At 62.3% G+C, this 302-nt stretch carries 1 protein-coding gene; it reads right to left on the reverse strand.

What is annotated here, in order from left to right; all coding sequences use genetic code 11:
• A partial coding sequence (locus HX851_RS33385) for a phosphopantetheine-binding protein (RefSeq protein ID WP_177066530.1) occupies window positions 1–302 on the reverse strand: 302 nt, incomplete at both ends.

The following is a 302-nucleotide window of genomic DNA, read 5'->3' on the forward strand; positions in this document are numbered from 1 at the left end:
AAGCGTGCCTGGATCGGCAGCAAGGGTTGATCACCGCCGATTTGTGCCGGGGCTTCAACCACGGCTTTCTTCTCGATCAGCCTGGCCACCGCGGCCAGTTGGCCGATGGTCTGCTTCTCGAACAATTGCTTGGGACTCAGCTTGATCCCCTGGCGCTTGGCCCGGGCAATGATCTGCAGACTGAGGATCGAATCGCCGCCCAGTTCGAAGAAGTTGTCGGTCGTGCCGACCCGCTCCAGCTTGAGCACATCGGCCCAGACCGCCGCCAGTTTCTCCTCGATCTCGCCCACCGGGGCGGTGTA

Source organism: Pseudomonas gingeri (genome assembly GCF_013385635.1).
GTDB classification, from domain to species: domain Bacteria; phylum Pseudomonadota; class Gammaproteobacteria; order Pseudomonadales; family Pseudomonadaceae; genus Aquipseudomonas; species Aquipseudomonas gingeri_A.